Source organism: Chlorogloea sp. CCALA 695 (assembly GCF_003003885.1).
Classification (GTDB): Bacteria; Cyanobacteriota; Cyanobacteriia; order Cyanobacteriales; family Chroococcidiopsidaceae; genus Aliterella.
Genome location: NZ_PVWN01000016.1, coordinates 1 through 24,936, shown reverse-complemented (window position 1 = coordinate 24,936; position 24,936 = coordinate 1). Strand labels below are relative to the sequence as shown.

20 protein-coding genes and 1 pseudogene are annotated in these 24,936 nt (G+C 42.7%); 7 read left to right on the top strand and 14 right to left on the bottom strand.

The genetic code is table 11. The annotated features are described in order from the left end of the window. Positions 1-19: 19 nt before the first annotated feature. The 4 genes from C7B70_RS10760 to C7B70_RS10745 are packed head-to-tail and all read right to left on the bottom strand — an operon-like array spanning position 20 to position 4,961. Complete coding sequence (locus C7B70_RS10760) at positions 20-610, bottom strand: methylglutamate dehydrogenase (protein WP_106369044.1); 591 nt, start codon at positions 608-610, stop codon at positions 20-22. Beyond that, entirely contained in the window at positions 607-3,465 is a 2,859-nt protein-coding gene (locus C7B70_RS10755; protein WP_106369043.1) for a 2Fe-2S iron-sulfur cluster-binding protein, read from the bottom strand. The genes C7B70_RS10760 and C7B70_RS10755 overlap by 4 nt, the downstream gene beginning before the upstream one ends. Beyond that, positions 3,462-3,719 carry a sarcosine oxidase subunit delta gene (locus C7B70_RS10750; protein WP_106369042.1) on the bottom strand — a complete coding sequence of 86 codons (258 nt, stop codon included), beginning with the start codon at positions 3,717-3,719 and terminating at the stop codon, positions 3,462-3,464. The genes C7B70_RS10755 and C7B70_RS10750 overlap by 4 nt, the downstream gene beginning before the upstream one ends. After that, positions 3,720-4,961 (bottom strand): FAD-dependent oxidoreductase, encoded by a 1,242-nt coding sequence (locus C7B70_RS10745; RefSeq protein WP_106369041.1) that lies wholly within the window; start codon positions 4,959-4,961, stop codon positions 3,720-3,722. A 113-nt stretch (positions 4,962-5,074) separates the two neighbouring features. Between C7B70_RS10745 and C7B70_RS10740 the strand changes: the two genes are divergently transcribed. Continuing rightward, a complete protein-coding gene (locus C7B70_RS10740; RefSeq protein WP_106369110.1) occupies positions 5,075-5,683 on the top strand; it encodes an XRE family transcriptional regulator in 609 nt (202 codons plus the stop codon). Between the two features lie 55 nt (positions 5,684-5,738). Here C7B70_RS10740 and C7B70_RS10735 read toward each other — a convergent pair. After that, positions 5,739-6,919 (bottom strand): annotated as a pseudogene (locus C7B70_RS10735) (RNA-guided endonuclease InsQ/TnpB family protein). Positions 6,920-7,475: 556 nt separating this feature from the next. On the opposite strand from C7B70_RS10735, the gene C7B70_RS10730 reads away from it, so the two are divergent. Both C7B70_RS10730 and C7B70_RS10725 read left to right on the top strand, forming a co-directional pair. Next, the gene (locus C7B70_RS10730) at positions 7,476-8,837 is read left to right on the top strand and encodes a GTP-binding protein (protein ID WP_233220891.1); all 1,362 of its coding nucleotides are present in this window, start codon (positions 7,476-7,478) and stop codon (positions 8,835-8,837) included. A gap of 387 nt (positions 8,838-9,224) precedes the next feature. Further along, positions 9,225-9,656 carry an anti-sigma regulatory factor gene (locus tag C7B70_RS10725; RefSeq protein ID WP_106369040.1) on the top strand — a complete coding sequence of 144 codons (432 nt, stop codon included), beginning with the start codon at positions 9,225-9,227 and terminating at the stop codon, positions 9,654-9,656. On the opposite strand, the gene C7B70_RS10720 is transcribed toward C7B70_RS10725, so the two are convergent. Then, entirely contained in the window at positions 9,645-9,947 is a 303-nt protein-coding gene (locus tag C7B70_RS10720; protein ID WP_233220890.1) for a DUF6439 family protein, read from the bottom strand. The two genes, C7B70_RS10725 and C7B70_RS10720, sit on opposite strands and share 12 nt — an antisense overlap. A gap of 33 nt (positions 9,948-9,980) precedes the next feature. On the opposite strand from C7B70_RS10720, the gene C7B70_RS10715 reads away from it, so the two are divergent. Then, positions 9,981-10,343 carry a DUF2203 domain-containing protein gene (locus C7B70_RS10715; RefSeq protein ID WP_106369039.1) on the top strand — a complete coding sequence of 121 codons (363 nt, stop codon included), beginning with the start codon at positions 9,981-9,983 and terminating at the stop codon, positions 10,341-10,343. Positions 10,344-10,362: 19 nt separating this feature from the next. Continuing rightward, the gene (gene asnS / locus C7B70_RS10710; protein ID WP_106369038.1) at positions 10,363-11,751 is read left to right on the top strand and encodes an asparagine--tRNA ligase; all 1,389 of its coding nucleotides are present in this window, start codon (positions 10,363-10,365) and stop codon (positions 11,749-11,751) included. 52 nt (positions 11,752-11,803) lie between these two features. Here the strand turns inward: asnS and C7B70_RS10705 are convergent, their stop codons facing one another. The 4 genes from C7B70_RS10705 to C7B70_RS10690 all read right to left on the bottom strand — a co-directional run bounded on the left by C7B70_RS10705 (position 11,804) and on the right by C7B70_RS10690 (position 17,560). After that, a complete protein-coding gene (locus tag C7B70_RS10705) occupies positions 11,804-14,482 on the bottom strand; it encodes a chloride channel protein (RefSeq protein WP_106369037.1) in 2,679 nt (892 codons plus the stop codon). 103 nt (positions 14,483-14,585) lie between these two features. Beyond that, positions 14,586-15,158 carry a GDSL-type esterase/lipase family protein gene (locus C7B70_RS10700; RefSeq protein ID WP_233220889.1) on the bottom strand — a complete coding sequence of 191 codons (573 nt, stop codon included), beginning with the start codon at positions 15,156-15,158 and terminating at the stop codon, positions 14,586-14,588. Between the two features lie 127 nt (positions 15,159-15,285). Continuing rightward, positions 15,286-16,602: a TldD/PmbA family protein gene (locus C7B70_RS10695; RefSeq protein WP_106369035.1), complete on the bottom strand. Its 1,317-nt coding sequence runs from the start codon at positions 16,600-16,602 to the stop codon at positions 15,286-15,288. Between the two features lie 91 nt (positions 16,603-16,693). Then, the gene (locus C7B70_RS10690; RefSeq protein WP_106369034.1) at positions 16,694-17,560 is read right to left on the bottom strand and encodes a Tab2/Atab2 family RNA-binding protein; all 867 of its coding nucleotides are present in this window, start codon (positions 17,558-17,560) and stop codon (positions 16,694-16,696) included. 138 nt (positions 17,561-17,698) lie between these two features. Here C7B70_RS10690 and C7B70_RS10685 point away from each other — a divergent pair, with 138 nt between their 5' ends. Then, the gene (locus C7B70_RS10685) at positions 17,699-19,666 is read left to right on the top strand and encodes a serine/threonine-protein kinase (RefSeq protein ID WP_106369033.1); all 1,968 of its coding nucleotides are present in this window, start codon (positions 17,699-17,701) and stop codon (positions 19,664-19,666) included. A gap of 42 nt (positions 19,667-19,708) precedes the next feature. On the opposite strand, the gene C7B70_RS10680 is transcribed toward C7B70_RS10685, so the two are convergent. The 3 genes from C7B70_RS10680 to C7B70_RS10670 all read right to left on the bottom strand — a co-directional run bounded on the left by C7B70_RS10680 (position 19,709) and on the right by C7B70_RS10670 (position 22,990). Further along, positions 19,709-21,955: a glycoside hydrolase gene (locus C7B70_RS10680; RefSeq protein WP_106369032.1), complete on the bottom strand. Its 2,247-nt coding sequence runs from the start codon at positions 21,953-21,955 to the stop codon at positions 19,709-19,711. Between the two features lie 102 nt (positions 21,956-22,057). Then, on the bottom strand, positions 22,058-22,288 hold the full coding sequence (locus C7B70_RS10675; RefSeq protein WP_009631463.1) for a NifU family protein: 231 nt from the start codon (positions 22,286-22,288) through the stop codon (positions 22,058-22,060). Positions 22,289-22,342: 54 nt separating this feature from the next. Further along, positions 22,343-22,990 (bottom strand): DUF3386 domain-containing protein, encoded by a 648-nt coding sequence (locus C7B70_RS10670; protein WP_106369031.1) that lies wholly within the window; start codon positions 22,988-22,990, stop codon positions 22,343-22,345. Positions 22,991-23,095: 105 nt separating this feature from the next. Here C7B70_RS10670 and C7B70_RS10665 point away from each other — a divergent pair, with 105 nt between their 5' ends. After that, on the top strand, positions 23,096-23,437 hold the full coding sequence (locus tag C7B70_RS10665; protein WP_106369107.1) for a 2Fe-2S iron-sulfur cluster-binding protein: 342 nt from the start codon (positions 23,096-23,098) through the stop codon (positions 23,435-23,437). 470 nt (positions 23,438-23,907) lie between these two features. Here the strand turns inward: C7B70_RS10665 and mazG are convergent, their stop codons facing one another. Then, positions 23,908-24,786, bottom strand: coding sequence for a nucleoside triphosphate pyrophosphohydrolase (gene mazG, locus C7B70_RS10660; RefSeq protein WP_233220888.1), 879 nt, complete (start codon positions 24,784-24,786; stop codon positions 23,908-23,910). Positions 24,787-24,936: the final 150 nt, after the last annotated feature.

Below are 24,936 nucleotides of genomic sequence, written 5' to 3'. Positions count from 1 at the left end.
ACGTTGCACCGCAACGTCTCTACAATAATGTTGCGTTGCCGATCGCACCGCCGCCTAATTCAGATACGATCGCATTTAAGGTTTGCCATAAATACACTCCAAAGGTACAATCGCACCAAATTCTGTAAAATGGTTGTTCCTGAAGAACTCCTGGAATTACTGTGACATTTACTCCTGCCATTGAAGTTAAAATTACTGGATTCTCGGTAATTGATAGCGATTGAAAGTTAAAGTTGCAAGTCTGTAATAGTAATTCGTTTACCTGGAGTCCAATAAGTGCGCTCGCTAAGTCTTGTCTCAAGACAGGGTAAACCTTTGGTGGAGGAGACTTACAAGCCTGTGTTAACTGAGGTGCGATCGTCCGATCTTCAATCAAAAATTCATTTGCACCCAAACGGGCAATAATTCCTCCTTTTGAGAGGAAACACCAACTATTCGGAAAATCAGGTACAGCTATTGATTGTGTAGCTAACCACGCTTCTGCACCCGCACCTTTAACGCCAAATCGAGGAATAAAGGATAAATCGACAATTTCTAACTGCGTTACGTTGTCCACTATTTGTATTTCATTAACATCGCCGATGGTGCTAAAACTGTTAGAAGTCCTCATGCGCCTACCTCCTGACGTTGGCTTGCTGCTTTTTGGCGCAGATTACCAGGATCGTAAAATGGGGTGGGACATATAGTTGCAGATATAGATGTGCGATCGCTTAACTTAATTGAAAATTCTCCTGTAGTTGCAAGTTCTGGCGTAATGTAAGCTAAACCAATGTAACGTTGCCTAGTTGGACTAAAAGCAATACTTGTAACACGCCCAGCAATATCATTGCGATCAATGACTAAATGGCATTCTTGCGGTGGAGTAACGATGTCTGCATCCAACCTGAAGCCGATAAGTTTATGTTTCACCTCACGTTTAGCTACAATTTGTAAGCTACGCTGACCGATAAAAAAGGGTTTATCCATCTTTACCGCCCACTCTAGATTTGCTTCAATTGGCGTTGTTAAACCATCGGTATCTTGACCGATGATTAAATGACCTTTTTCTAACCTCAATACTCTTTGTGCTTCTACGCCAAAAGCTGCAATTTGATAATCTTTTCCAGTTTCTAATAGCGTATCCCAAAGCGCTGGGGCAAATTCGGCGGCTACATGAATTTCATAACCCCATTCACCTACAAAGCCGACACGCATTAACAAAGCCGGAATGCCTGCAATTTCTGCCTCGCGGACTGCTAAATAAGGAAAAGCCGTACTATCCAGATCGATATTAGTTAATTTAGCTAAGGCTTCCCTTGCATAACATCCCGCTAAATTAATTGCCGATCGCGCTCCTGTTAAATTAACGATCCCACAATCTAATTGCCACAAAATAAGTAACCGCGACAATTCCCGATATATCTGCGTTGCACCAGAAGTTGTAGTTGTAAAGTAAAAATGCTCAATTCCTAACCTTGCAACTACACCATCATCAACGATTACACCCGTTTCATCTAGCATCAGTGCATAACGAGTTGTCCCAACAGTCATATTACTGTAACGTCCGGTGTAAACTCGTTCTAGAAACTTCGCCGCCTCGGCGCCTCTAATTTCAATTTTGCCTAAAGTCCCAACATCAATAATACCAACGCGATCGCGCACTGTTGCAACTTCAAACTCAATACACTCTTTTCTACTTTTACCTAGCTGAGTGTAATACTCTGGTCTACTCCACATTCCCGCCGCCATAAAGCACGCGCCCAAAGCTTCATGACGGCTATGTAAAGGAGTTTGTCTAAAAGGTGTAAAACCTCTTCCGGCTAAGTGCGCCATCGGTACAGGATGAAAAAAAGGTCTAGCGGTAGTTGTCCCTACTTCTCCCGGCGATTTCCCGGTAATTTTCGCCAAAATTCGCAAAGCATTCATATTTGAATGTTTACCTTGACTTGGGCCCATTCCCACTGTTGTATAGCGTTTTAATAGTTCAATGTTGTCAAATCCTTCTTGAATGGCGTTAACAAAATCTTTGTATTGCAAGTCTTCGTCAAAGTCTACAAATTCCTTACCTTGGGGATGAGGTGCGATCGCCCACCCATACGAAGGCGGTTCAATTTCTGGAGCAACAGTAATCTCTAATTTATCGCCTAAGCCTAAGTAATTAGCGGCTTCTAGCCCTGCTCTTTTCCCATCAAGTAGTTTTTGGTCAAAATCAAACACCCCATTTACCCGCCCACAAGCAAACACTCCCGGCGGCAAGGTTTCGGGGACAAACTGCTGCAAAAAGTCATCAAAGCGCATTTTAGTACCTGCTTGATACAACAAGTTTGCAGCAGATGCCCAACCTACACTCATAACAATGCCATCACAAGCTATTTTCTCGGTTACTCCTTGATTAGCAATCGGAGAAATTACAGCACTTGCAACGCCATCCCCGGCGGGGTTTGGTTTGGCTTCAATGATGCAATAACCAGGGTAAATGGGAATAGAGAGCGATCGCACTTTTTCCGTTAATTCATTTACTGGCGGATCTTTTCTTAAATCCACTATTGCCATTACTGTTACATCATGGGCGACTAAATCTAAAACTGCTTGATATCCCTCCTTATTTGCTAATAAAACTACTGCCCGATTCATCGGCTTGACAGCGTAGCGATAAATTAACTTTTGCGCCGCCGATGCTAACATTACTCCTGGCAAATCGTTGTTGCGAAATACTGCTGGCTGTTCGTATGCGCCCGTTGCTGCAATTACTGCTTTTGCACGCATTTTAGACAAATAATTGCTATTAACTAAAGGTATCAGGCGATCGGCGTAATATCCTGCTGCTTGGGTTGCTGTATAGATTCTGATTTTGGGATGATTAAAGACGTTGCAGCGCAACGTCTCTACGCCAATGTTGGCATTTTCATCAACAATTACTACATCGTAGCCGGATTCTGCAGCAGCTAAACCTGCGGATAGTCCCGAAACACCCGCACCTATTACCAATACATCGCAAAAATCATAACGCTTTGGGGTACGAATATGAGGCGTATTTACATCCAATTTTCCCAAACCGCTAATATTACGAATAGTCCGCTCCCAAAAGGGAAATAGCTTTTTATTGTGGAAAGCTTTGTAGTAAAATCCTACGGGGAGAAAAGCTGAGAAGAAGTTAATAATGCTGGCGCGATCGCTTTCTACTCCACCAAAGGTATTTACAGCTTCTAATGTCATTCCCTGAGTTAATGGCGTGACATCTCCACGCACGTTCAGCTTTTGCCCATCTTGCATCAAAGCATTGATATCATGGTTTGCCATGCTCAAAATGCCGCGCGGACGATGATATTTAAAGCTACGCCCAAGTATACGTTGCCCTGATGCCCACAACGCACTACTTATCGTGTCCCCCTCATAGCCCCAATAGCGCCTACCTTCAAAGGTAAAATCAATTCGTTGCTGGCGATTTATCCATTCTCCATTTACAGGAGACAATCGATTACTCATAAAGCCCCCTGATATAAATAAGTGCTGATAATTTCGTCAGTTTGGGTATTTCGTTCAGCAATAAACCAAGTATTACTAGGAGTATGACACCACCATTCTTTTTTTATCCCTGCTTCTCCATTGCGATTAAACACATAATCCGCCCAAGTTGCATCGTCTGTTGTTTGAGGATTGGGCATTAAACGCACTTCACCACCGCAAACAAACTCAGAAACAGGTCTAGCACCATTAATCGGACAAGTTACAATAATCATTTAGTGTCCCACCGAAGCTGCGCCTTTTTCCCCAACTAAGGCATGATTTGTAAACCGAGATAGAGAAAAATCTGTAATTAAATTATGATTGCGATCGCACGCCACAGTATAAGCCATAGTTTTACCGCATACGGGAGTTGCTTTAAAACCCCAAGTTCCCCAACCTGCATCTAAATAAAACCCTTCAATCTCTGTCTTCCCCATAATTGGCGCAAAATCCGGTGTCATGTCTGCCATTCCCGCCCATTGGCGTACTACTTTAACGTGGGAAAGCATCGGGAATAATTCCAGCATATGCGCCGCCAATCCTTCAGTAAAATCAAAAGTAGATCGCGTAGAATGCAACTCGTAAGGGTCTAAAGATGCACCCATAACTAACTCTCCTCTAGCGGTTTGACTAACATAGACGTGCAAGCTACCAGAAACTATTATTGGATCTAACCAAGCTTTCATTGGTTCGCTAACCATTGCTTGCAACGGATGAATAACTATTGGCGACTTCATTTCCACCATTTTCAACATCCGAGGTGTAGATCCCGCCACCGCACACAATACTTTTGGAGTAGAAATATGACCGCGTGAGGTTCTAACCCCCGTAATTTTGCCCCCTTTAACCTCAATTCCTAATACTTCCGTTTGTTGGTGAATTTCTACCCCGCGCAAGTCTGCACCGCGTCCGTAGCCCCAAGCCACAGCATCATGACGGGCTATACTTCCTGGTGCGTGGAACAAAGCACCTAAAACCGGGGCATTTCCGCCGCAATTAATATCCATGTACGGACAAGCTTTTTGGACTTCTTGGGGACTCACCAACTCGCTATCAATCCCAAAATGCTTATTTACTTCCGCCCGCCAGCGCATTGTTCTTACCGATGCGTCAGTATGCGCTAGTGTAAAATGTCCGCGTGTAGAGTAGAACAAATTTAAGTCAAAATCTTGTGCCAAATCCTGCCACAATTTCACCGATTCATCATAAAATTTCACTCCTTCCGGCGTGAGATAGTTAGAGCGAATAATTGTTGTATTTCGTCCCGTATTTCCGCCGCCGATATAGCCTTTTTCTAAAACCGCAACATTAGTTATCCCGTAATCCCTTGCCAAATAATAAGCCGCCGCCAGTCCATGACCGCCACCGCCAATAATTACCGCATCGTAGCCCGATTTTAGGCGATCGCATTGCCGAAACATCCTTGGTTCTGGATACTTCTTATTCAGGGCAAATTTTAATAAGCGTAACGGCATAGTTAGAGCAGTTAAGATTCTTTACAAGAAACTTTAGTGAATATCATGCACTTTTTATTTATATCTGTCAATGCTTGCTATTATGCAAAATGGTTGCAGTAGAAAATAAACTCATGGCATCCACAGAACAAACTGATAATGGTTCTTTAGAGCGTTATATTGGCAATACGATCAGGCAATTGCGGCAAAAACACAGGTTAACAATTGCTGAGGTATGCGATCGCGCAAACATTTCGCGTGGGATGCTATCAAAAATTGAAAATGCTCAAACTGCAACCAGTCTAGAAACCTTAGCAAAACTAGCCAGTGCGCTAGGGGTATCGCTTTCAACTTTATTTCGCAACTACAATATGCCCGAAGGCGACGCGCAACTGGTCAAAAGTGGCGAAGGAATGGAAGTAGTACGCAGAGGGACTAAATGCGGTCATACCTACCATCTATTAGCTTATGATCGCGGTTCTACTAAGTTATTTGAACCATTTTTGATTGCAATGGACGATGCTTCGGAGGCTTTTCCAACTTTTGAACATCCAGGAGTAGAGTTTATTCATATGCTGCAAGGCAAAATTGAATATCGACACGGACAATCTACTTATCTATTAAAACCTGGCGACTCGCTAACGTTTCAAGGCGATATTCCGCACGGACCAGAGAGGTTGATTGAATTGCCGATAGTTTTTCTAGCAATTATTTATTATTCTGCACCACATATTGAAAGCTAATTTTGACATCCTCCCTAATCCGGCTACCCCTGAGATTAGAGATTCCTAAACATCACTATTTAGGTTTCTGTTTCTTTCCCTTTCGGGTATTTCGCAACTGCCCTTTAACCGATTGGTCATCAGGTCTTATGTTCGCTCCACAGACTGAAACGGCAAGCCCTGCCGCCAGAATATTCTTACTCGCGTTGATATCACGATCATGGATTACAGAGCATCTAGGACACTCCCACTCCCGTACATTCAACGGCATTTTATCTACAATATGCCCACAACTTCCGCACCTTTTAGAACTAGGAAACCATCGATCAATTTTTATCAATTCACGTCCGTACCACTCGCATTTGTAAGCAAGTTGACGTATCAATTCTCCCCAAGAAGCATCAGAAATATGCAGCGCCAATTTGTGGTTTTTAACCATGTTTTTAATCGCCAAATCCTCAACCACGATGGTTTGGTTTTCGTTCACCAGTTGAGTAGTCAGCTTATGCAAAAAGTCTTTTCTGCTATCAGTTATTTGGGAGTGTACTTTAGCTACTTTGAGCCTCGCTTTGTGTCGATTATTAGACCCTTTCTGCTTGCGAGACAACGATTTTTGTACTCGTCTGAGTTTAGTCCTCAACCGTTTAAAGTGCCTTGGTTAGCAATTTTGTCTCCATTGCTGGTAGCAATCAAGCTAGAGATACCCACGTCCAAACCGATAGATTTATTGGATTTTGGCAATGGTTCAACAAATGTATCTACAAGCAAAGAAACGTGAAAACGTCCCGAAGCATCAAGTTTGACCGTTATCGTACTGGGTTCGCACCCTTTAGGCAATTGTCTACTCCAACGAATAGGCAATGCTTCTCGGCACTTAGCCAAAAATACTTGCCCATCCTTCCACTTAAAAGCAGATTTGGTAAACTCTGCACTACCGCCGTTATGCTTCTTTTTGAAGTTGGGATACTTAGCTGTTCCCGTCCAAAAGTTAGCAAACGCCTTTTGCAAGTGCCTAAGTCCTTGCTGCAAAGGTACGCAACTAACCTCATTCAGAAATTGCAAATCCTCCTGCTTTTTCCAAAACGTCAGCATGGTAGAAGTGTCGGCATAACCGATTCTTTCCCTTCTTTCGTACCAGCCCTCCGTCCTTGCCGCCAACGCTCGGTTGTAAACCAAACGAGCGCACCCCATAGTTCTCCGCAACAAGGTTTCTTGTTCAGAAGTGGGATAAAAACGGTACTTGAAGGCTTTGAGCATTCTCACATTATAACACATTAACTGTGAAACCCTATGCACAAAATAATTGCTCAAACGCCAGTCACCCCCTTCTTTCCGAGAGCTTTGCTTGTCGGTTTTGAAGGGAGGCGCAACGCTCATGAGCTTGCCTCCTATCCCTCCCTACACTCAGCGTAGCGGTTTTGAAGGGATAGGAGAATCCTGATGAAAACCCGATACCCATTTTGTAGATATAAGAAAAGATGCTGTACATATCTGAACATGGATATTATGCTCAAAAATAACTGTGATTCTTGTAGGTCATCATTGAGTAAAATTACCTAAAAAGTTTCAGTATAATAAATAGTTGTACGTTTGGATGAATGGTTAAAGCGTTGATTAGGATTTGTCTATTGGTTATCAAAACCAACTTCCTTTTGGGCTAAAATAATTTATTAATTGAGATCGCCTAAATAGATTATTCCCAAAATAAGTAACTTATTTACGTGCGGCTAAATAGTTTACGCGCGATCGCATCTTAAACGGCGAGAGTTTTATAATAAAAATCTCAGGACTTATACGCTAAATATTTTATCTTGTGAGCATTCGTCAAACATCTTCTGTGCCTACTGCTGGTGAATCTCACATCAACCGCGCTCGTGCTAGTATCCGCCAAGCGCTATCTTGGTACTCTAATAATCTGCGTAAACCTAACCAGCATTCAAACTCCCAATTACTTAAGCAGTTAAAACCAGAATTTGACAGTTTAAACTCGCTAGTCAATAAACTAGACTCAAATGTAATTGCGATCGCAGCTTTTGGTTTAGTTAGTCGCGGTAAATCTGCCGTTTTAAATGCTTTACTCGGACAAAAGATTTTACAGACAGGCCCTTTAAATGGTGTAACCCAGTGGTGTAGGTCAGTGCAATGGGTAGCTAATGATAAAGTTCAAGTAGAACTAATAGATACCCCAGGATTAGATGAAATTGACGGCGAAGCGCGCAGCCAAATGGCGGAAGATGTCGCCCGTAAAGCCGATTTAATTTTATTTGTAGTTTCTGGCGATATCACTCAAACTGAGTATCAGGCGCTTTGCAAGTTGCGTCAATACCAGAAACCGCTAATTTTAGTATTCAACAAAATTGATCTTTACCCCGATATCGATAGACAAGCAATTTATCAAAATTTACAAGAATTGGGGGCAACAAAGGGCGAAATGCTGCCCGATGAAATTGTTATGGTTGCTGCCGAACCAACCCCCCTAGAAGTGCGCGTAGAGTGGGCTAATGGCGCTTCTGGCTACGAATGGGAGACACCAGCGCCGCAAATAGATGAGTTAAAACAAAAAATTCTCAACATTCTCAATCGAGAAGGGAAAAGCCTATTGGCGCTAAATGCCCTTGTGCAAGCCCAAAAAGCCCAAGAGAAGATCGCTTCTATAACTGTAGGCGATCGCCAACAACAAGCCGAAGATTTAATCTGGAAATATACCAGATATAAGGCCATAGCGATCGCACTCAATCCAGTTGCTTTATTAGATGTATTAGGGGGCTTTGTCACCGATTTAGCTTTAATTCGCGCTTTAGCACGATTATATAATTTGCCGATGACTGGCTACGAAGCTGCAAAGCTATTAAAAACCATTATATTTAGTTCTGGTGGCTTGCTAGTAGGTGAATTAGGTAGTAGTTTATTTTGGGGATTGGGTAAAACTAGCGCTGCTCTTTCTAGTGGTGAAAATCCCGTTAATATTTCAACTTATGCAGGTGCAGCGACAATTCAAGCCGGAATCGCCGCCTATGGTTGCTACGCCGTAGGACAAGCAGCGCAGGTATACTTAGAACGCGGCTGTACTTGGGGACAATTTGGCGCTAGTACCGTAATTGCCGAAATCCTCGCTCGTACCGAACCAAATACGATTATTTACCGCCTACGACAAGAATTATCGCCCTTTGAGTAGCAAGCGCCTGTTTGCGAGTGTTTAAGCAGATATCCGCGAAACGCTTGGGGATTAGAAACAGGGATGCTAGGATTAAAGTGCAATGACAATTATTTAGTTAAACAAGCCTAATTTGAGTTGATAATTAACAATCTATAGTTATTTATTTTCAAACCTGGCTGATCGTCTTGAGGCACTATGCTTTTGCAGATTAAAGTTCCAATCAATCTAGCTGACTGCCCACATAGTAAGCGACCCGATGCGAAACCTAACGCGCAGTTGAAAATCGCTGTAAAACCTCCCTACTGACAATCTAACGCGCCTATAAAACATGACTACCTAGCTCATGTGAAGAATAAACAAATAAGCAAATTAAATGTCTAGCCAAAAGCTTCGGAGTTTTTGTAAGTGATTACTATTTCACCACGTCCAGTAGGACGCAATTGCAGCACGATTAGTTTTGCTTCAACTTTGTACCTTTGTCCAATATTAGATTTATTGCTGGCGGAAGTGCCAGACAGATGGCATGACGAACTAAGATTAGGACTTCAAGAAGCTTTAGTTAACGCCGCCAAACACGGCAATAAGCTCGATCCTGGTAAAGTAGTAATTGTCAGGTTTTTCTTAGTAAGCGAAGTATATTGGTGGGAAATTGTCGATCAAGGCTGTGGATTTACCCCCGATGATCGCACAGATTATTTACCCCCAGATGTAGCAGAAAATGGGCGCGGAATGTTCTTACTAAATACAATTTTCGATCAAGTCCATTGGAATGAAGAAGGCACAGAATTAAGACTGTGCAAGGAAATGTCACATTTTCGGTTTCCCCTATTTAGTTAACTCTACGGAGCCATGACTAGGACAGGGAGGCGCAGAAATAGAGCGATCTAACCATGCTGTCGCCTGTTGTAGTCTCGATAAAGCTTCGTCAGGACTATCTTTAAGCAAAAATACTATTGCCGCCGCCGCTTGTTCGCTAGAACGGGCTTTGCGATTAGATTTTAACTTATGCCAATCATTAGGAGAAATAGTTAATCTCTCAATCAAAGCTTGGGCTAATTGCAGCGTGCTGAGGTCATCAAGATTAGCTGGTTTGACACAATCTGTACTTTCTAGCATAAAATCGGGCATAAAGATTATAGTTCTACTGTATCAACGGATTATATGCAGCCGTCGCCCGAATCATCAACCGATACCACAAATGCAGACATTGAAACAAGTATTACCGAAGTAGAACAGGCATTAACGGCTATTAAACAACGTTACGCTCAAATAGAAAGCGATCACCAGCGTAAAATAGAGCTTAAACACAGATTAGAAGAAATTAGACCGCAATTAGCCAAAAACAAGCTACCAGACTTGCAAGCAGAAATCAAAGAAATTAAAACCCAACTAGAAACTATAGAAGTTAATTTAGAAAGCCAGCTATTTACTATAGATGTGTTTAAAGAACCATTCTGGCAAGCAGTAAGGTTTGGAGGACTTGGGATTGTTGTAGGCTGGATATTGAAGTCTTGTACTAGCTAAAACGAATTATTTATATACGATGACTAGAAGTATTGCAGATATATTAAAAAATGGTCAGCCCGAAGAAGATTTAACTATCCAAGGCTGGGTACGCACTAAGCGCGATTTGAAAGGATTTGCCTTTATTGAAGTAAACGATGGCTCGTCTTTAGCTAATTTGCAAGTAGTCTTAAATTCGCAAATGCCAGAGTATGAGGACTTGTTAAAGCGGCTCAATACTGGGGCTTCAGTGGAAATTACAGGGAAATTAGTCCCGTCGCAAGGCAAAGGGCAACGCATAGAGTTACAGGCGACAGCAGCCACCGTATACGGCGAAGCAGATGTTGATATCTACCCTTTGCAAAAAAAGCGCCATTCTTTTGAATTTTTGCGGACTATTGGACATTTGCGATCGCGTACTAATTCCTTTGGAGCAGTTTTTCGAGTCAGAAATGCCTGTGCAACCGCCATTCACCAGTTTTTCCAACAACGCGGTTTTTTGTGGGTACACACGCCAATTATTACCAGCAGCGATTGCGAAGGTGCTGGGGAATTATTTACAGTTACTAGCTTAGATTTAAAAAAAGTTCCGCTTACAGACAAGCAAGAAGTAGACTACAGCCAAGATTTTTTTGGTAAACCCGCTTATTTAACTGTAAGCGGACAATTAGAAGCTGAAATTATGGCAATGGCTTTTAGTAATGTCTATACTTTTGCGCCAACTTTTCGAGCCGAAAACTCTAACACATCTAGACATTTAGCAGAGTTTTGGATGGTGGAACCAGAAATGGCTTTTTGTAATTTGCAAGGAGATATGGATTTAGCGGAAGCATTTTTAAAGCACGTCTTTAAGTATGTGATGGAAACTTGCCCGGAAGACATGGAGTTTTTCAACGAGCGCATTGATAAAACAGTGCTTGAAACCGCTCAAAACATTATTGATAATGAGTTTGAGCGCTTAACTTATACAGAGGCGGTTTCCCTGTTGGAAAAAGCTCCAGTAACCTTTGAGTATCCTGTAAGTTGGGGTTTAGACTTGCAATCAGAACACGAACGTTATTTAGCGGAGCAGTTATTTAAAAAGCCTGCGATCGTTACCGATTACCCAGTAGGGATCAAAGCTTTCTATATGCGTTTGAACGACGATCAAAAAACTGTTAGCGCAATGGATATTTTAGCACCCAAAATTGGCGAAATTATTGGCGGTTCGCAACGAGAAGAACGACTAGATGTATTAGAGCAAAGAATGCGGAATCAAGGCTTAAATCCAGAGGATTTGTGGTGGTACTTAGATTTGCGCCGTTATGGTACAGTTCCCCATGCTGGTTTTGGCTTAGGATTTGAGCGGTTAGTGCAGTTTATGACCGGGATGGCAAATATCCGCGATGTTATACCCTTTCCGCGTACTCCATTAAGCGCAGAGTTTTAGGAATTGGTCATTCGTCATTGGCTAAGGATTATTACCCATTACCAATTACCCATTACCCATTACCCGAAACTGCACTGCGGACTAAAATCGCCGTGCAATCTACTTCAAGAGCAATTTTTACCGGAATATTGCCATTTATTGTCTGTTGAAGCAATCCTTCTCTACTTGCGCCTAAGACTACAACATCAAATTTTTCTGATTTAACTTGCTCGATTATCCCTTCAATTACTGAATTAGCTTTAAGGGGTGCAGCCGTTACAGGACTTTTAAAGTGACGTTGGCGTACTAAAGAGCGTCTGGCTTGTTCCAAAACTTGAAGATTTGGCAAAGATTTATTTGGAATAACCACTTGACAAAAATGCACCGAAGGGGAAGCGGAAAGAGTTAATAACGAGGGTAATAATTGAATTGCCGTTTGAGAATTGGGGCCACCCGCAACAGGTACAAGCCAACGATTTAATTGAGTATTGGGGAGCAAACAGTAAGGCAATGGTGCGGCTAATTTGCGTTTGGTAGGGAGCGAAAAATAAACATTTTCATTAGATTCTTGGGCAAATTTAACTAACACAACTTCACAGCTTGCTTGTCTAATTAAAGTATCAGCAACGCTACCAAAAATCCGCCCTGGGGTAATAGTTTTACCTTTCCATCCCATTAAGACTAGATCGATATGGCGCTCAGTAATTATTTCTAAAATAGCCGAGGCGGGATCGTGGGCGACGCGAATTTGAGTATGCAAAGGAATATTAAATTTACGCGCCTCCGCCTCCGCTTGACGCAATAATCGCCGACTTTCAGCAGTATTTACAGCAGTTTCCGCCGGAGAGCTATTGCGGGAAACTAAAATTATGTGAACGCACTCTAATTCGTAATGACGATCGCGCGCAATGGCTAAAGCAAACTGTAATAAAGCATTAGCGGTATGGGGATTAGCTAAAGGTACGAGCATTCGTCCTTGTCCTACAGCAGGCGATCGCGTTTGATAAACGGTGTAAGAAGGCTCTGGTTGTGGCCCTACTTGTCTATGTTCACCATTGAGCTTATCGGCTTCAGCGCGAATAATATCAGCGCGGGTAATAATGCCAATTAGCTTTCGTTGCTCGATTACAGGCAATCTACTAAGTTTGTAGTGATCGAGGAAGTATAAAACATCGCTTAAACTTGCACTAGGACTCACTGTTATCGGACTTGGAGTCATAATCTCGCTTAAATGAGTATCTCCCGGTAAGGCGCGATCGCGCATTTTAGCTAAATCTGTTTGCGTCACAATCCCCACTAACTTCCCTTCATCTACCACCGGAAAGCCGCGATGGTGAGAGCGAGAAAAGGCTTGTACCGCCTCATCTAGAGTCATCTGCACCCCTAAAGTTTCTACGCGCGGTTGCATCACATTTTCTGCCGTTAGTGTCGTTAACAAGCCCTGATTCGGCGCTGAATCTAAGTTAATGCCGTTTATTGCTAAAAGCTTATCGTAGAGAGAGCCGGGGGCAATTTTTTCGGCAATTAAATAAGAAGTAACCGAGCCAATCATTAACGGTAAAACTAGGTTAAAGTCGGTAGTCATTTCAAAGACAATAGCGATCGCCGTTAAAGGAACTTTGGAAACAACGCTAAAAAATGCGCCCATCCCCGCTAAAGCGTAGGTAATGGGCGGACTCATCCCCGTTAAATTGTATTCCACTACCCCCACCAAATAGCCCAACGCCGAACCCATAATTAAACTAGGAGCAAATACACCTCCCGGCGCACCAGAACCCGCCGCCACGACAGTAAGAAGAAATTGGGCAACAAATGCGATCGCGGCTACATAGGGGCGAGCTTCCCCTGTGAGCATAAATTCTCGCAAGCCTGTATTGTCGTGAAACTCATGCGGTAGTAAAGAAACAGCGATCCCCGAAACGGAGCCAGCTAAGGCAATTCGTAAGGGTAAACTAATGTGCAATCTTTGGTACAGCTTTAAACTTGTAATAATTCCTTGATTAAATAACGAGCCTAGTAAACCCGCCAAAATTCCCAAAATGATATAAAAAGGAATTTCCCCCAACGAAAAGCTAGTAACATTTGCCGTCAATTCTAGATTTAACTGCAAACTTCTCCCACCCAAAAGCCGGGAAACTACCGCCCCCACAAACGAAGCAATTATCGCTGTACCTAGAGTGATTCCCGATAAATCTTGAAGTAACTGTTCAACTACAAATAAAACTCCTGTAATTGGAGCATTGAAAGCCGCCGCCAAACCCGCCCCCGCACCCGCAGCAATTAACTGGCGACGATGATCGGGAGACATGGGCAAATAACGACTCAATCCCCCCGCTAAAGCCGCCCCAATATGCACAGTGGGCCCTTGTCGCCCTAAACTTAACCCCGAACCCAAAGCCAAGCTTGCACTAGCCAATTTTACTAAACCAATGCGCCAAGAAAGTTTAATTGGGAAATTGGCAAGACTTGCTTTAACGTCAGGAATCCCGCTACCACCAGCTTCGGGGGCTAACCTTTGGATTAATAACCCAGAAAGAAAGCCAAAAGAGCCGCCAATTAGGGGTAAAACTAACCAAGGTGGTTGTAAAACCGAAGATTGAACGCGCCAAGCGCCAAGCCATCCAGAGCTAAATTTAAGAAAAACTGCCGCTAGTGCTGCAACTAAACCAATAATTACCGCATAGGCGATCGCACTTGTTCGGCTTGGTTGCAGCCATTGGCGCAAACGCTGTTGTATAGCAGGAAGTAGCATTTTTTTAAACGAAATAGAAAATAAAAACTGCTATCTAATACGCTTTAATGGTTCTTTGTGACTTAAATAAGCTTTGATTTGTTGCAATCCCTACATTCTGTTCTCATTTAAACCAAGATAACCAAGGTTGCCAATTTTGTACTAATTGAGCTAACTGTGTGTAGCCAGCAGCACGAGGATGAGCGCCATCATTGGCGATCGCTTCGCTTATCCACACCTCTGAAGCTTGCAAGGGAGTAAAAATATCTAAATACGGCACATTTATTTCATTACAAATAGCGCCGAAAGCTACAGATAAACGAGCAATTCTTTGATTTTGTTCTAAGTCTACTACGGGCGCTGTTCCCACCATTAACACCGGAAACATTTGTTTAGCTACCTTAAGTATGTTGCACGTGTTTTCTAAAGAAGTCTCAAAAGCAACACGAGTTTTACCATTTTCTATAGTCGTGTCATTTGCACCAAAGCAAAATATAATTCTCCCTTCCTGTTCTAAAGGTAAACGATAGGAAACTTCTCTAAACCAGCGCTCTTTAAGTTGGGTGCTAGTTTCTCGCCTTACACCTAAGTTGTAATAAGTAATATCATGACCAAGACGGCAAGCATTGGCGCAGATTCTACCCGCCCAGCCTAGACAATCAAGATCGCCCGTACCATTAACAAAAGATTCACCCATAAAGCAAATACGCAGACTACGCATAACTAATGTTGGTGTTGTGTAACTGATGTAAAACTACGATCACAACGGATTTTATTGTGCTTATAATTTTCCAACTGCAAAACCAAAATTATTTTTGGAGGTTTTAATTTTCTGATCGCCCAATCGTCGATAATCCTTCTACAATCAATGATGGAGTATAACAAGAGCCATTCCACTCCGCATCATTACCCAGCGCCACTAATTGTTTTAAAGCAGTATAAGCATTACCCGCAACCATTGTATCTTTTACCCGCCCGATCGCCTGACCGTTTTTGACGCGGTAGCCCAAATCAACATTAATCGAAAAATCCCCCGAAATACTGCCACTATCCCCCAGCATTTGATCGATAATAATCCCGTCATCAAGTTGAGTAATCAATTGTGCTAAAGATTCATTTCCCGGTTGAATTAATAAGTTATATAAGCCGGGAGTAGGATAGCTCCCCAAACCCGGACGAAAACCGTTACCTGTCGATCCTGTACCTAATAATTTGCCAGTTGTGCGATCGCAAGCAAAATTCTGTAATACGCCGTTTTGAATAAATACTAGCGGCTTTGTGGGCGTACCTTCATCGTCAAAGGGGCAACTAAAAGGGCCGTTATCGGGTTGCTGAAAGATAGTCAAAGCACTAGAAGTTACCAATTGCTGTAATTTATCTGCCCAAGGTGAAGCTTTTTCTAAAACTCTTTTGCCATTAATTGCCGCTTGCAACGTACTCCACAACATATCTGCGGCTTTGGATGTAAATAAAACTGGTACGTGTCCGGTAGGTGGGGCAGTATTTTTTTTAGCCCAAGCTAAACGCTGTAAAATATGCTCAACAATCTTTTCTGGATAAAGACAATCGCGCTGAGTTTGTCCATCAAATACGCTTAAAAAATCATCTCCTCTAATCCATTCCACCGCTAAGTCAGCGCTGAGAGTTGTATCGGTGTAGTGACAGTCTAAGCCTGCGGAATTAACTAAACGGGTAGTTTCTACATCGCTATCCCATTCAGCGCTAACTAACACTTCGGGATAGGCATCGTGAATCAGAGCGATCGCGCAATTACCCCACTCTATTAACTGATTTACAGCGACATCCTGCCCTAAATTTGGATAATCTGGCTGAGAATTAGTAGCAAGTTCAATTGCTTCTGGTTCGTTAAGTTGGCTAAGAGCTAAAGCCCTTTCTACTAAAATTTGCGGCGCTACGGAGCCGTAAGCAACCGCAAGACCTGGACGACCATTTCGCCACAATCGCAAAGCCGTACCCTCAGATTGAGCGCTCTCTAGCTGCTTAAGGCGGTTCGCCTCAAAAAACACGGGACGAGAAAGGGATTTTGATTGATAAACTTCCGCCGCCTCTGCGCCAGACTTAATTGCTATTTCTAGCAATTGTTCTGCTAGAAGTGTCGAGTGTGGTATTTCCGAACCCATGCGCTTTGCTGCACTTGTGAAAATTTATGAATGATACCAAAAGCTAGTTTTAGTATTTCTGGTGGTAATTCACCTGATCCCAAAGTAATTTTTAAGGAAGATTAATTTCTTGCAACAGCCAAAAGCCAGCAAAAACTTCTGATTCAGGACTTGATTGCACAGCTATAAAATGTACTTGGTTGGCGTTTTGTTTTGCCTGCTCAAATTCTTGGGCTGTTTGTAGGGTTTGGGGGTTAGTTATATTAGCCAAAAGCCAACTATCGCTTGCACCAGTTTCTAAAACTAATCTAGTGGGAGTTAAACGAGTATCCACTTTGAGCGCGGCAATTTCTAAGCCTGACATCCACCCAGCTAAAGGTATAGCTCTAGGAGAGTAAATTATGATCCCAGGAACTATAGTATCTAAAGTTAGGTTGCTTAACGCTAATGGGAAGGCTTCACCAAAACTAATATCCCATTGGGACATTTGGGCTAAGTCAGAGGCGGTTAGGCTAGTAACTATCCATTTTTGCCCAATTAAAGCATCGGGTAAGCGTTGCGGATCAGAAATCTGCACTCTTACCGAGGGATTTGTAGCAGCTTGATACCCGGTTTCTTGGGGGTAAACTTCTTTGTTTCGTTGTTGCAACCATTGATTGAGTGCCAAAGTCCGGCGACTAGGCTGGGCGGGAATCCCCAACTCTTGGCAAGCTTTAGTAATCATATTATTCATGGGAATACGAAAAAACCGGAACTTTACTGGAGTCGTCCCCGCTTGCTCAATGGCCGATTCTAAAGCCGCCTTTAGCCAAGCAGAATTTACTTGACTACTGGAGCAATACTCAGAATACTTAAACAGCGAATCAAGCTCTGTGTCTATGGTTAAAGGACTTTCACAAACTAAGACTTCCCATAGTTTTTTGTTGTTAGAGTCTAAAACTGGACGCGAATAAAAATCAATTTCCCAAATACTGCCCATGCCTTGCCGTCAAAAATTGGCTACTTTGTAAATCGTACAGGCGATCGCGTCCTCTTTGATCGGGCAATTCCACTTTAGGTTCATCAATAAGCCAAAATAGGTTTAGCAGTTCACGGGTAAAGAATTATTGTAGATTTTATGAGCTATTGTCTCAACCCCGCTTGCCAACACCCTGAAAACTTGGGCGATCGCAATTCCTGTAGCAGTTGTGGCAAAAACCTATTACCCTTGCGCGATCGCTATTACATTATTCGCCCTTTGGGTGGTGGCGGTTTTGGCAGGACTTTTCTAGCTGAAGATCAAGATAAACTTAACGAATTGTGTGTAGTCAAACAATTAGTCCCGCAGTTGCAAGGTACTAGCGCCCAAAATAAAGCAACACAGTTATTTGAGCAAGAAGCAAAAAGGTTGCAACAATTAGGCGAACATCCACAAATTCCAGCTTTGTACGCCTACTTTAAACAAGATGACTATTTATATTTAGTTCAACAGCTAATTGTTGGGGAAAGTTTGCGCCAACAGTTGGACTTGCAAGGAGCTTTTAACGAGCAGCAAATCTGGGAACTGTTGGCTGATTTATTACCTGTATTGCAGTTTATTCATAATCGCCAAGTAATTCACCGCGATATTAAGCCCGACAATATTATGCGCCGCCAAAGCGATCGTCGTTTAATTTTGATTGATTTTGGTGTATCCAAACAATTTACAACTAGCGCGATCGCCACCCTCGGTACAACTATCGGCTCTTTTGGTTATGCTTCTAGCGAACAAATGAATGAAGGGGAGGCTTATCCAGCCAGCGATCTTTATAGCTTGGGTGTAACTTGTTTTCATTTACTGACTCAAATTTCTCCTTCTCGTTTATGGACAGAGTACGGCTATAGTTGGGTAAAACAATGGCAGCAGCACTTAAATTTGCAACTAAGCCAAGAACTTACGGCAGTTTTGGACAGGTTATTGCAAAAAGATATGCAGCAGCGCTATCAAAATGTCGAGCAGGTTCTTTTAGAATTACGGACAATTGAGGCATTTCTAGCTGTTGATACCACGCAATTACCATCGCATACACCTAGTTTGACAGGAAATCAAAAAACTAGAGCGCGATCTCTCCAAAAAAATCTTCCCGCCGTTACTACGCTAAATCCTAGGGCAAATTTTGCTTGGCGCTACAAATTATTACTGGGAAGTGCGATTTTTTTAGTTTTAGGATTTGTCGGGTACAAGTATTGGACTAGCCAGCAGCCTTCTACACTTATGGGTCATAGGGGGGAAGTTAATACTGTTGTAGTGAGTCCTGATGGTAAAACTATTATTAGCGGTAGCGACGATCAGACGATAAAAATTTGGGATCTAAATAGTCAAAAGTTGCTTCGCACTTTAAAAGGACATACCGATTGGGTTTACGATATTGCCATCAGCGCCGATAGTCAAATTGTAAGTGGTAGTAGAGATAAAACTATCAAGCTTTGGCGCTTGTCAGGGCAGCACCGGACTTTAACCGGGCATACTAGCTATGTAAATAGTGTGGCTATTAGTCCTGACGCAACAAAAATTGTTAGTGGTAGTTATGACAAAACTGTTAAGTTCTGGAATTTAAGCACAGGGCAAGTAGATACTTTTAAAAGTCATTCACGAGAAGTTTTAGCGGTTGCGATTAGTTCTGATGGCAAAAAAATTGTTAGTGGCAGTGTAGACAGAACTGTAATAATTTGGAATCTGAAGACATTAAAGGCGCAAAATATCTTAGTTGGACATACCAGTGATGTAAATGCGATCGCCATTAGCTCTAACAATCAGCAATTAGCTAGTGTCAGCGACGATCGCACAATTAAACTATGGAATCTCAATACTGGGCGCGAAATCCGCACTCTGACAGGACATTTGGCAGACATCAATGGGGTAGACTTTAGCCCCAACAATCAGCATATTGCCACAGGTAGCGATGACAAAACTGTGAAAATCTGGGACTTAAGCACGGGGGAAGCCATCTATACTTTTAAAGGACATCAAGGCGCAGTTTTTGCCGTAGACTATAGCCCTGATGGACAAACTCTAGTTAGTGCGAGTGCTGATAAAACTATTAGAAAGTGGCTTGTACCAAAGTAATACGACCTCTTGAGCGAGTCAAGAGGTCGGTAAGAGCGGCAACTACGGCACATCAATCGGAATTAGAGCATTTTCTGGCAAATACGCTTTAAAACGCCCTTCCTCCGCCAATACGAGCGTCATTCGCAACGGATAATCCGGGGGAATCTGCAAATCTGCCCAAGGTATCGCCACTTCCAAACACTTATCTAAACCGATTTGAGCGCGACTAAACCGAGGATGCCATTGATAGTTGTCTCCCGCTTCTTGAAAATGCACAGTTTGAGTAAGTAAATTAATCTCTAACTGATGGTGAAATAAATAATTTAACGGCGCTTCGTCGGGCAAATCTCCCACCGGAGCAGGGCTATTGTGCATAGTTTTGTCAGGATAAAACCACAACAAATTTAACTGCGGCGGACAATCGCGCCCTGGTTTAATTCCTGCTTGGAAATCTAAGCGCAAGTAAAAATTAGAGTGATCCACCCCATACCATAAACGTTGAATTGCACTGCTACGGTGCATTGTGCCTCTCGCACCGCCTACTTCTAACCTCCCCGCTCGATCCCAGTCTTGCTCGTCGCCTTTGCCGTCAATAGAGGGGTGAATAAATCCTGCTGGGCGAGAATCTAGCTTTGCTTCGTGGGCTTCTACCGGATGCCGAATACTAGACGGGATTGGCTCATCCAGGGCTTGGTAGATGTTGTACAAATGCTCTCTAAATAGCTGGTCAAAAATAGCATCTTGGTTTGAGGAATGTCCTTCACCAAACCACCAAAACCAGTCAGAACCTTCGGCGGCATACAGGGCTTCCCAGGCGGCGGGGTTTGTTTCTTCGGTGGCTTCAGGATGGTTAGCTAAGACCGTTCTCGCTTCAGTCAGCAAGTCCCAAGCGCGGTTTTTAGCCCGATCACCAATCCAAGTTGTAAAGCTGCCATCGACCCAAGAGCCGCTATGTAGGCGATCGCTCGGCAAAGTTTCTGTAGCCGGGAATTGGTCTAAATACTCTGATACAGTTACAAGTTTAATTTGCTCGTTGTCGCTCAAAGCTTGGTATAAGTTCTCTAAAAATGGCTTGCCATCTTCGGGGTAAAATTCCCAACAGTTTTCGCCATCTAAGGCAATGGTAACTAAATGGGGCTGCTCTAAGGCTGTGCTACCGCTTGTTTGTTGCTGTTTTAAGGAATTTGCGATCGCTTCTAAATGTCCCACCAAGTCGGCGGCGGCGCGTTTTGGTGGCATTGAGCTATAACTAAACCCAATTAAGTCTGATAAACGGTGATCTCTAAATACTATTGCTAATTCCCCTTCGGTCGTCTCTAACCGATAAGGACGATATAGCAACTCTGGCTGTAACAGATTTCCCGCTCCATCTCGGTTAAAAAAGTGCTTCAGCGTCCACCCTAATACCGCTTCATCCGAGCAAAGCCACTTAAAACCTTGTTTGGCTACGTAGGGCAGCATTTCCGGGCTTACAGACTGCTCTGAGGGCCACAAACCGCGCGGTGCTTGTCCGAATCTATCCTCGTACATATCCCAAGATTTTTTTAGGTGTCTAGGGATATCTTCCGCCCACTGAAAGCGACGTTTGGGCAATTCCATACCTGGTACGGCAACTCTACCCGAATTTGTATCAGCGAGCAACGGCAATATCGGGTGCGTGTAGGGCGTAGTTGTAACTTCTAATTGGCCATTTTCCTGCATTTGCCGATGTTGCGGGACGATGCGGCTAAGAATTTGGCGTTGTTTAGAATAAATGCGCTGGCGATCACTTAAATTAAAATTACGTCCTCGTTTCAACCAATCGGCTATTTCCGGGTCATCCCAAAACAAAGGATCGATCCAAGCTAAATTATGCCAAGCTAATAAATCGCTGTAGTCTTGAGTCTCCCAATTATCCAAGCACCAGCTTCTACCCTTATCTTGCCTTTGTCCGTAAAGTTCGGCGTACCGGGGATGAGGGTCAATTAAAGTGTGGTGGTTGGCATCAAAAAAGTGTTCGATAATAAACTCGTGTTGTTCCCTAGTTATCTTTTCGTCGGGAGTCAGACACGCTGTTAAGTAAGGATCGAAAGCAGTTCCCGCAATGTAATCTTCTAATTGCAATATCAATGAGGGAACTAAGTTTACGGTTTGATGCAGTTTAGGATAGCGCTCTAACAGTAAAACTAAATCCAAATAATCTTTAGTCCCATGCAGCCGCACCCAAGGTAAACGATACTGTTGAGAACCAGAGTTGCTGCTATCAAGACCTTTGTACAAAGGTTGATGTTGATGCCAGATAAAAGCTACATACAGGGGATGAGACATAAAAAATCAATTAGTAACGTTATGCGATCGCGCTTTGAAAGTAAAATAGCAAAAGGCAAAAGGGATTATTCCTTTTGCCTTTAAAACTAATACTGAGTAGCCTTAAATTATCTGTTCAACTTCGGCAATTTCTGGAATCATCTCGCGCAAACGGCGTTCAATTCCCATTCTCAATGTCATTGTCGAACTAGGACAAGAGCCACAAGCTCCCTGAAGGCGCAACTTAACAATGGGCCCATCTAGTTCTACTAATTCCACATTACCGCCATCAGAAATGAGGTAAGGGCGCATTTCGTCCAAAACTGTTTCTACATTATCGATTGTCAGTTCCATTATTTCAGCCCTCTATTAACTTGCAAAGCATCTATATATCTATGTTAGATCCAATTAAACTGTTGCAGGTTCTAGCAATTTTACATTAGAAAAGCTAAACCCTGTCGTCGTGCGTGTACCGTTTTCGTAGATTTCAATCGCTTCATTAGTCATGATATGGTAACTGCCAACTGGCTCGAAGGTATCTTTAAACTTCATTGTGCGAGTAATTTCCTGAGTCTGAGGATTGCGAAAAACCACATCGTAACGCGACGATACATACCCATTACCTGTATCTAGGCTTTCTTGGGTATCAATTACAAACGCCATTCTGCCCATAACGCGGCTAACTTGACAAATTTCTGTACCGCGAATTTTGTAGTTAGACCCCATTGAGTCACCTTTCACCAAAATTTCGGTTGCGCCACTTTCATCGCTTGCGCCTAATGTAAACTCATTTTTGCCATGAGCTTGTTCAAACTGGGATCTTTTGCGGTGGGTGACTATATCTCGCAGTTGGGTATAAACGCTTTCAGTAACGGTTTCATCTTCTATACCTTCAACGTCTACACTAAGGTCGCGGTTAATGCGAATTTTGCCGTTGTAAACTTCATCGCCTTGGTTAATTTGCACGTCAGCGCTATAACCGGGAAAGTTTGCATCCCAGGTGTAACGATTTTCGTAAGCTGCTTTGAATAAGTCACGAGCCGTCGTTTGAGTCATAAAGCTTTTTTTACTAACACTTTTTCCAGTTTAACTATGTTGACGAAAGATTTGCGTATTGGATTATAAGCTGAGAAAATGTCTTTTGTTGCATACCTCACAGCTATGACAGTTTATCAAGTTAGGTTAATCAATAGCGCGAGCGCCTTAGATTGTACTATTACCGTACCAGGCGATCGCTATATTTTAGAAATCGCCGTTGAAGCAGGTCTTCGCTTACCTTCTGGCTGTGGTCAAGGCGAGTGTTCCGCTTGTGTGGCTAAGTTATTAAGCGGTGAAGTAGATCAAAACGAACAAAAATTTCTCCGTCCCTCTGAATTAGCTGCCGGGTACGCCGTTACTTGTGTAGCTTACCCGTTATCGGATTGCACTTTGCAAACCCATCAAGAACAAGTTTTGTACCCATCATCGTTGTATGTATCACCGCCAAAGGCGCAACTTGATTAATCTAAAATACAACCACGTATTTTTGCATCTTCGCAAAGAACAACCAAGAAAATGCGGAGATAGCTTTAATTCAATCAAAAAAAACAGTATTTTTACTGGATATCAATCTAGATATAAATGATTAAATCAACTTAGTTAAACAGATTTATCCTCCTGATTTAATTTACATCGCAAGCCTTATTAGGCTTGCGAGTATCTAACCCCAAACTAAACCTATGCCATTTGACACCTTTTTCGCCTTCAGTTTTGTTTATACTATTGCGGTAACTCTACTAGCTACCGTCTTAGGCTACCAACCAGATTTCCGCTAATTATTCTTGATCGTTTTATACTTAAATATTATCTACTGAGCCAAATCTTGCTTAACTAGGGACATCGCCAAACTACCGTTAATTATTGCGATCGCTTTATACAGAACTATTATTTATCAAAAAATCGTCTCAACACTTAGCTGAGGCGATTTTTATTTATTAAATATCTTTATCAATGGTTGCTTTCGCTTGCTGCCACATAGTTTCTAATTGCTCAAGGGTATAATCTGTAAGCGGACGACCTGCAAGGGTTCCAACGTGGGATAGGCGTTGAATAAATCGTTGGTTTGTTCCTTGCAATGCAACGCTGGGATCGATTTTGTACCACCGCGCTAAATTAATTAAAACAAATAACAAGTCCCCCAATTCTGCTTGTTGTCGTTCTATGGATTCATTGGCGATCGCGTGTTTAAATTCGCCTAGTTCTTCGTCAAACTTAGCCCATACTCCCTCTACATTCTCCCACTCAAAGCCAGCTAAGGCAGCCTTTTGAGAAATCTTCATCCCCGCTAGTAACGGCGGGAATGTGCGCGTATAGCTGCTGAGTTTGCTACTCAATTGACTAGCTTTCGCTGTAGATTCCCCTTTTTCCTCCGCTTTAATTTGTTCCCAATTTTGCTTTATTTGCTCAATGCTGGTTGCTTCTACATTGCTAAATACATGAGGATGACGGCGAATTAGTTTTTGGCTAATCCCTTCTACAACTTCCTTTAAACTAAACTTATTTTCTTCAGTGGCGATTTGCGCTTGTAATATAACTTGTAGTAATAAATCTCCCAATTCTTCAGCGACTTCTTTTTGGTTTCCACTAGCAATTGCTTCTACTACTTCGTAAGCTTCCTCAATTACATAGGGTGTTAGCGTCTGTTGAGTTTGCGCCAAGTCCCAAGGACAACCACCATCAGGGGATCTAAGTTTCGCAACGATATCAATTAGCTGTTGCAATGCGTCTAGAGTAGCGGAAACTTGGGGGAGGGAAACCGCTCCCCCCAAGTTTCCCGAAAGAGCGGTTTTAGAGTTATTTGGGTTAGACATCATGAATGGGTAATTGGTAATTGGTAATTGGTAATAATTTCAATGAACAATTCCTAATGCGGTATGAATAAGGAGGGTGCGATTCGTTGAATGCTGAATCACGGTAATCAGTCCGTACATAAGCATTCTAGCCAAGACTCCCAAGTCTAGCTA

What these genes read in the sequence shown, in the direction of transcription:
- C7B70_RS10740 (WP_106369110.1), top strand. Translation starts at nt 5,075, where the DNA reads ATGGCATCCACAGAACAAACTGATAATGGTTCTTTAGAGCGTTATATT.
- C7B70_RS10700 (WP_233220889.1), bottom strand. Translation starts at nt 15,158, where the DNA reads ATGGGTGAATCTTTTGTTAATGGTACGGGCGATCTTGATTGTCTAGGC.
- C7B70_RS10720 (WP_233220890.1), bottom strand. Translation starts at nt 9,947, where the DNA reads ATGCCCGATTTTATGCTAGAAAGTACAGATTGTGTCAAACCAGCTAAT.
- C7B70_RS10680 (WP_106369032.1), bottom strand. Translation starts at nt 21,955, where the DNA reads ATGTCTCATCCCCTGTATGTAGCTTTTATCTGGCATCAACATCAACCT.
- C7B70_RS10670 (WP_106369031.1), bottom strand. Translation starts at nt 22,990, where the DNA reads ATGACTCAAACGACGGCTCGTGACTTATTCAAAGCAGCTTACGAAAAT.
- C7B70_RS10690 (WP_106369034.1), bottom strand. Translation starts at nt 17,560, where the DNA reads ATGGGCAGTATTTGGGAAATTGATTTTTATTCGCGTCCAGTTTTAGAC.
- C7B70_RS10675 (WP_009631463.1), bottom strand. Translation starts at nt 22,288, where the DNA reads ATGGAACTGACAATCGATAATGTAGAAACAGTTTTGGACGAAATGCGC.
- C7B70_RS10750 (WP_106369042.1), bottom strand. Translation starts at nt 3,719, where the DNA reads ATGATTATTGTAACTTGTCCGATTAATGGTGCTAGACCTGTTTCTGAG.
- asnS (WP_106369038.1), top strand. Translation starts at nt 10,363, where the DNA reads ATGACTAGAAGTATTGCAGATATATTAAAAAATGGTCAGCCCGAAGAA.
- C7B70_RS10715 (WP_106369039.1), top strand. Translation starts at nt 9,981, where the DNA reads ATGCAGCCGTCGCCCGAATCATCAACCGATACCACAAATGCAGACATT.
- C7B70_RS10760 (WP_106369044.1), bottom strand. Translation starts at nt 610, where the DNA reads ATGAGGACTTCTAACAGTTTTAGCACCATCGGCGATGTTAATGAAATA.
- C7B70_RS10755 (WP_106369043.1), bottom strand. Translation starts at nt 3,465, where the DNA reads ATGAGTAATCGATTGTCTCCTGTAAATGGAGAATGGATAAATCGCCAG.
- mazG (WP_233220888.1), bottom strand. Translation starts at nt 24,786, where the DNA reads ATGATGTCTAACCCAAATAACTCTAAAACCGCTCTTTCGGGAAACTTG.
- C7B70_RS10685 (WP_106369033.1), top strand. Translation starts at nt 17,699, where the DNA reads ATGAGCTATTGTCTCAACCCCGCTTGCCAACACCCTGAAAACTTGGGC.
- C7B70_RS10665 (WP_106369107.1), top strand. Translation starts at nt 23,096, where the DNA reads ATGACAGTTTATCAAGTTAGGTTAATCAATAGCGCGAGCGCCTTAGAT.
- C7B70_RS10695 (WP_106369035.1), bottom strand. Translation starts at nt 16,602, where the DNA reads ATGGGTTCGGAAATACCACACTCGACACTTCTAGCAGAACAATTGCTA.
- C7B70_RS10705 (WP_106369037.1), bottom strand. Translation starts at nt 14,482, where the DNA reads ATGCTACTTCCTGCTATACAACAGCGTTTGCGCCAATGGCTGCAACCA.
- C7B70_RS10745 (WP_106369041.1), bottom strand. Translation starts at nt 4,961, where the DNA reads ATGCCGTTACGCTTATTAAAATTTGCCCTGAATAAGAAGTATCCAGAA.